A 6,399-nucleotide genomic window follows, 5' to 3' on the forward strand; every position below is an offset into this window, starting at 1 on the left:
GGCGGCGGCTCCCTCGCGGCGGATGAAACTGTCGGGGTCGTCGGCGCCGGGCAGGGTCAGCACCGCGAGGCCGCGATCGGGGGTGAGCTGCTTCAGGGCGAGCTCGATGGCGCGCAGGGCGGCGCGGCGGCCGGCGGCGTCGCCATCGAGGCAGAGGATGGGGCGCGGCGAGAGGCGCCAGAGTTCCTCGAGATGGGATTCGGTGAGGGCGGTGCCGAGCGGGGCGACGGCGCCCTCGAAACCGGCGGCGGCGAGCGCGATCACGTCCATGTAGCCCTCGACCACGATCAGCGCGGCGCCGGCGCGGATGGCGGGGCGGGCGGTGTCGATCCCGTAGAGGGTGCGGCGCTTGGAGAAGAGCGCGGTTTCGGGGCCGTTGAGGTATTTCGGCTGGCCGTCGCCGAGCAGGCGGCCGCCGAAGCTGACCATGCGGCCGGCGCGGTCGCGGATGGGGAACATCACGCGGCCGTAGAAATAGTCGACCGCGCCGCGCTCGCCCTGTTTCATCAGCCCGGCCTCGACGAGGCGGGATTCGGCGATGCCCTGGCGGGCGAGCGCCGCGCGCAGCGACCCCCTGCCCTCGCCCGACCAGCCGAGGCCGAAGCGGGCGATGGTCGGCGCATCGAGGCCGCGGGCGGCGAGATAGGCGCGGGCGGCCTCGCCCTCGGGCAGCGCGAGGCGGCGGCGGTATTCGGCGGCGGCGGCTTCCAGAACATCCGCCAGCTCGGCCTCGCGCTTCGCGGCCTCGGCGGCGGCGGGGCTCGGCTTCGGCACCTCGAGCCCGGCCTCGGCGGCGAGGCGCTCGACCGCCTCGATGAAGCTCGCCCCCTCGCTCTGCATGACGAAGCTGATGGCGTCGCCATGCGCGCCGCAGCCGAAGCAGTGGTAGTGATCGTCGTAGACGTAGAAGGACGGGGATTTCTCGTTGTGGAACGGGCAGCAGCCCTTCTGGTCGCGGCCGGCGCGCTCGAGCCGCACGCGGCGGGCGACCAGGGGGGCGAGCGGCGTGCGGTGGCGCAGTTCGTCGAGAAAATGGGGCGGCAGGCTCATCCGCCGGCCAGCTTCGCCTTCACCGCCGCCGAGGCGGCGGCCATGTCGAGCGCCGGGCCGTGCGCCGCCTTCAGCGCGGCGATGACGGCGCCCATCTCCTTCGGGCCGGACGCGCCGGTGGCGGCGATAGCGGCGGCGATGGCGTCATCCAGCGCGGCGCCGGCGAGGGTTTGCGGCAGGTAGCCCTCGATGATGGCGATTTCGCCGGCTTCCTGGTCGGCGAGGTCGGGGCGGTTGCCGGCGCGGTACTGCGCCTCGGATTCGCGGCGGGATTTCACCATGCCGCGCAGCAGGGCGACGATGTCGGGCTCGGCGATCGCCTCGATGCCGCGCGGGCGGGCGGCGATGTCGGCGTCCTTCAGCTTGGCCGAGACCATGCGCAGCGTGGAGACGCGCAGCGCATCGCGCGCGCGCATCGCCGCCTTCAGGTCATCGAGGATGCGGCCGCGCAGGGGGCTGGTCGTCATGGCTGTCTCCGAACAGGGCTGAAGGCCGCCCGCCCCGGGGCGGGCGGCGGCTCACATGGTCGCCGGTTCGGCCGGCGCGATCGTCGCGACGCCCGAACCCGTGATGGCCACTATCCTATCCCCGGAGACGGGCGGGGAGAAGAGGTAGCCCTGCGCATCGATGTCGCGATAGCCGTAAAGCATCGCGGCGTGTTCCTCGGTTTCGACGCCCTCGACGGTGATCAGCAGGCCGAGGGTCTGGCCGAATTCGACGATCGCCTTGACGATCCGCTCGCCGTTCTCGGCGCGGCCGAGTTCGTGGATGAAGCTGCGGTCGATCTTGAGCCGGTCGAAGGGGAAGGAGCGCAGCGTGGAGAGCGAGGCGAAGCCGGTGCCGAAATCGTCGATCGCGATGCGGCAGCCGAAGCGGCGCAGGCGGCGCAGATTGTCGATCGTGCGGTCGTCCGTGGTCAGCAGCGCGGTCTCGGTCACCTCGAACTCGACGCGCTCGGGGGCGAGGCCGGAGGTGGAGATCACCGCCGAGAGCTGGTCGAACAGCAGGGCCTCGCGCAGGTGCAGCGCCGAGAGGTTGATCGCGACCGAGACCGAGGACGGCAGGCGGATGGCCAGCGAGGCGGCCTCGGTCAGGACGTGGCGGGTGACGGCGCCGATCAGGCCGCAGCGCTCGGCGATGGCGATGAAATCCTCCGGCCCGATGATGCCGCGCTGCGGATGCCGCCAGCGGACCAGCGCCTCGACGGAGCGGATGCGGCGGGTGCGCAGGCAGACGACGGGCTGGTATTCGACGAAGAGCTGCCCGTCGTGCAGGGCGCGCTTGATGTCGCGGCGCAGGCTGCGCTGGTTCTGGACCTGGCGGTCCATCGCCTGGTCGAACAGCCGCCAGGTGCCGCGGCCGTCGTTCTTGGCGCGGTAGAGTGCGAGGTCGGCGTTGCGGAACAGCAGGTCCTGGCGGTCGCCATCGGCGGGGGCGAGCGCGATGCCGATGCTCACCCCGATCTCGACCGAGACGCCGTCGAACCGGTAGGGGCGCGACAGGCGCTCGATGATGCGGTCGGCCATCGCGGTGGCGTCGATCCGGCTGTTCGAGGGCAGCAGCACGGCGAATTCGTCGCCGCCGAGGCGGGCGGCGGTGTCGGTTTCGCGGATGGCGTTGCGCAGCCGGCTGGCGACGGCGCGCAGCAGGATGTCGCCCAGGCCGTGGCCGTAGCTGTCGTTCACCGCCTTGAACTGGTCGAGGTCGAGATAGAGCAGCGCCGCGCCGCAGGCATTGCCGGGGGCGAGCGCGCGGTCGAGCAGCACGCCGAAGGCGGCGCGGTTGATCAGCTCGGTCAGCGTGTCGTGCTGGGCGAGGAAGTCGATGCGCTGGCGGGAGCGCTGCATGGCCGTGACATCCGAGCCGACGCCCCGATAGCCGGCGAAGGCGCCCTCGTGATCGAGCGTCGGCTTGCCGGTCAGCGACCACCAGCGCCGCTCGCCCGCGGCCGAGACCGGCACCACCAGATCGCGGAACGGGCGGCGCATGCGGATCTGCCGGCGGAGCTCGGCATAGGGATCGATGGCCGGATCCGCCGGGCTGGCCAGGGCGGCGTCGGTGCCGGCCATGAAATCGAACAGGTTGCCGCGGATTTCGCTGGCCGGGCGGTGCGCCACCTCGGCCAGCCGCGCCGAGGGATGAACGAGGTTCAGCGCCGCGTCGGTCTCCCAGAGCCAGTCGCTCGCGTTCTCCTCGAAATCGCGCAGCAGCATCTGGATCGTCTCGCTGGTGCGCATGAGTTCGAGGGCGTTGACGCTGCGTTCGAGCATGCGGCGGTTGAGGACGACCATCGTGAAGAAGACGAAGGCGGAATAGGCCCCCAGCGTGATCACGAAGACCGGCCGCCAGAGATCGTGCGAGACATAGAGCGCGGTGAAGGCGCCGACGGTCAGCGGCGCCCAGAACGAGAGGGTCGAGGAGAGCGGGCCGGCGGAGATCGTCGTCGAGATCAGGCCGATCATGATGCTGAGCAGGAGCGCCTGGTTCGCGGAATCCGAGGCCCGCATGAGCAGGACCAGATAGGTGGCCCAGAAAACGCCCAGCGCGAAGATGAGACGGTTGAACGCGGCCTTCGCGCGGCCGAAATCGGCGATCCGGCGGCGGATGACGGGCCATGCCGTGGTGAAGCCGAACAGCGCGAGATAGGTGATGGCAAGCGCGAGGAAGGCGGCGAGCACCGATGGACGCCGCGTCGTCGCATGGAAATCGAACGCGATGGCGCCGGCGACCAGAAGCCCGACCAGGCTTGCGACGCGCGTCAGCCTGATCCTGAGTTCGAGACCTTCGACGGCGATCGGTGCGACAAGCTGCTCCGGGACAACATCCGTGGCCCAGACCGCGTTATAGAGACGCCCTCGTTTAATTATCTGAACAAACGATTGTCGCTGTATGTTCACGGTACTCGCCGGCATGATCAGGATGTCGTTTACCTGAAATTTTCCATTCATGGAACAAAGGAATCACCACTGATCTGTTAAGCAATCATATCGGATAAAGCATTGTTATCCGTTTGTTCTCAAAGGAGACCCCCTATGGACGGCTCGATCCTTGGTCATCAACTCACCCGGACGACGAATTTCAATCATCTCCCGGCCCGCCGCTCTGACGGTGTGACGGCGCGGCTCGTTCTCGACGACGAGGGGTTTCGGGAAGCCCTCGCCGTGCGGTACGAGGCCTACGTCGCCGCGGGCTATCTCGCGCCACGCCGCGACGCCCTGTTCTCTGATACTTATGACGAATCGCCGCTAAGCAAGACGCTGGTGCTCTACACCGACGGCGAGGCCGCGGCATCGGTGCGGGTGTGCATGCTCGGCCATCGCGACGGCAACGACCGGCCGGGCGATCTGCCCGCCGCGGCGATGTTCCGCACCGAGATCGACACCTGTCTCGCAGGCCTCGCGGCGGAGGGGCGTCCGGCCCGGGCGGTCGAGATCACGCGGCTCGCGTGCAGCCCCCGGCACGCCAGGAACGTCGCCCTCCTGCTCGGTCTCTATCACGTCGCGGGCTACCTGATCCTGCATTTCCACGCCGATATCATCTTCGCCGCCGTGACCGCCAATCACACCGGCTTCTACAGGCGGATGGGCTTCCGGGAGATGGCCCCGCCGCGCGACTATCCGGGGCTTGACGTGCAGACCGTGCTGATGGGCTGCAAGATCGGCGAGCATCGGGGGATTCCCGGCAAGACGCTGGCGCTCAGCGAGATGTCGCTCTCCGACGACACCTACCAGGGGCTGGTGACCGGCGAGACCGTGCCCGTGTTTGGCGGACACGCCACATCCCGCCCCGATCTCGTGGTCAACCGGATGGCCGGCGGCATGCGGATGCCGCAGACGGCCGGGACGATCGCCACGACGATCGGCTAGGCTGACCGCTCACCGGCGCCGTGCGGCACAGGCCCGCGGCGCCGGTGTGGGGCTGATCAGAACGCGGACAGGCCGGTCTGGGCGCGGCCGAGGATCAGCGCGTGGACGTCGTGCGCGCCCTCGTAGGTGTTGACGGTTTCGAGATTCACCATGTGGCGGATGACATGGTACTCGTCGACGATGCCGTTGCCGCCGTGCATGTCGCGCGCGAGGCGGGCGATGTCGAGCGACTTGCCGCAATTGTTGCGCTTCATCAGCGAGATCATTTCCGGCGCGGCCTCGCCGGCATCGAGCAGGCGGCCGAGGCGCAGCGCGCCCTGCAGGCCGAGCGTGATCTCGGTCTGCATGTCGGCCAGCTTCTTCTGCACGAGCTGGGTCGCGGCCAGCGGGCGGCCGAACATCTTGCGATCCAGCGTGTATTGCCGGGCGGCGTGCCAGCAGAACTCGGCGGCCCCCAGCGCGCCCCAGGCGATGCCGTAGCGCGCGTTGTTGAGGCAGGAGAACGGGCCGCGCAGCCCCTTCACGCCGGGCAGCATGTGATCCTCGGGGACGAAGACGTCCGAGAGCATGATCATGCCGGTGACCGAGGCGCGGAGCGAGAACTTGCCCTCGATCTTCGGCGTCTCCAGGCCCTTGGAGCCGCGGTCGACGAGGAAGCCGCGGATCACGCCCTCGTCGTCCTTGGCCCAGACCAGGCAGACATCGGCGATCGGCGAGTTGCTGATCCAGGTCTTCGAGCCGTTCAGGATGTAGCCGCCATCGACCTTCTTCGCGCGGGTGCGCATCGAGCCGGGATCGGAGCCGGCATCGGGCTCGGTGAGGCCGAAGCAGCCGACCCATTCGCCGGCGCGCAGCTTCGGCAGGTACTTGTCCTTCTGCGCCTCCGACCCGAAGGCGTAGATCGGGTACATCACCAGCGAGGACTGCACCGAGAAGGCCGAGCGGTAGCCGGAATCGACGCGCTCGACCTCGCGGGCGATCAGCCCGTAGGCGACGTAGGAGACGTCGGCGCAGCCATGGGTGGAGAGGGTGGCGCCGAGAAAGCCCATCTCGCCCATTTCGGACATGATCGAACGGTCGAAGGTTTCTTCGCGGAAACCTTTAAGAACGCGCGGGAAGAGCTTGTTCTGACAGTATTCATGCGCCGCATCGCGGATGGCGCGCTCGTCTTCCGTCAGCTGCGTGTCAAGGTGAAGGGCGTCGTCCCACTCGAATGGCGTGAAGCTGCCCTTGCCGGCCGGCTTGTGCGCGCCGGTTTCCACGACCCGTTTCATCTCGTTCATGCGGCGATTTCCGTATCCTCGTTCTGGTCTTTTCCGTCCTGCCCGTCGGTATCCGGTCCGGCCGCCGGGCGGGCGCGGCGGCGGATCTGCATGAAGGCCGGAATGTCATCGCCGAAGCCGACGACCGGCTCGCGCGGGCCGGCATCCTCGCGGCCGCCGCGGCGGTTGCCCGGCTCCCTGCTGCGGCGGGGGACGGGCTG

At 69.1% G+C, this 6,399-nt stretch carries 5 protein-coding genes and 1 pseudogene; 1 reads left to right on the forward strand and 5 read right to left on the reverse strand.

Annotated elements, in window-relative coordinates; all coding sequences use genetic code 11:
- The 3 genes from dnaG to RT91_RS16940 all read right to left on the reverse strand — a co-directional run.
- Positions 1 to 1,050, reverse strand: a 1,050-nt coding sequence (dnaG, locus tag RT91_RS16930) for a DNA primase (protein ID WP_035188652.1), incomplete at its 3' end; no start/stop codon positions are given.
- Positions 1,047 to 1,517, reverse strand: coding sequence for a GatB/YqeY domain-containing protein (locus RT91_RS16935; protein WP_007423290.1), 471 nt, complete (start codon positions 1,515 to 1,517; stop codon positions 1,047 to 1,049). The genes dnaG and RT91_RS16935, both read right to left, overlap by 4 nt.
- A gap of 51 nt (positions 1,518 to 1,568) precedes the next feature.
- Positions 1,569 to 3,947, reverse strand: a complete 2,379-nt coding sequence (locus tag RT91_RS16940; RefSeq protein WP_240314337.1) for a bifunctional diguanylate cyclase/phosphodiesterase — start codon at positions 3,945 to 3,947, stop codon at positions 1,569 to 1,571.
- A 135-nt stretch (positions 3,948 to 4,082) separates the two neighbouring features.
- Here RT91_RS16940 and RT91_RS16945 point away from each other — a divergent pair, with 135 nt between their 5' ends.
- A complete protein-coding gene (locus RT91_RS16945; RefSeq protein ID WP_011941825.1) occupies positions 4,083 to 4,916 on the forward strand; it encodes an N-acyl amino acid synthase FeeM domain-containing protein in 834 nt (277 codons plus the stop codon).
- Positions 4,917 to 4,972: 56 nt separating this feature from the next.
- On the opposite strand, the gene RT91_RS16950 is transcribed toward RT91_RS16945, so the two are convergent.
- On the reverse strand, positions 4,973 to 6,199 hold the full coding sequence (locus RT91_RS16950; RefSeq protein WP_007423737.1) for an acyl-CoA dehydrogenase: 1,227 nt from the start codon (positions 6,197 to 6,199) through the stop codon (positions 4,973 to 4,975).
- Positions 6,196 to 6,399: pseudogene (locus RT91_RS16955) on the reverse strand (DNA helicase); the annotation flags it as partial. The pseudogene RT91_RS16955 and the gene RT91_RS16950, both read right to left, overlap by 4 nt.

The sequence above is a fragment of the Acidiphilium sp. JA12-A1 genome, assembly GCF_000724705.2.
Taxonomy (GTDB): Bacteria; Pseudomonadota; Alphaproteobacteria; order Acetobacterales; family Acetobacteraceae; genus Acidiphilium; species Acidiphilium multivorum.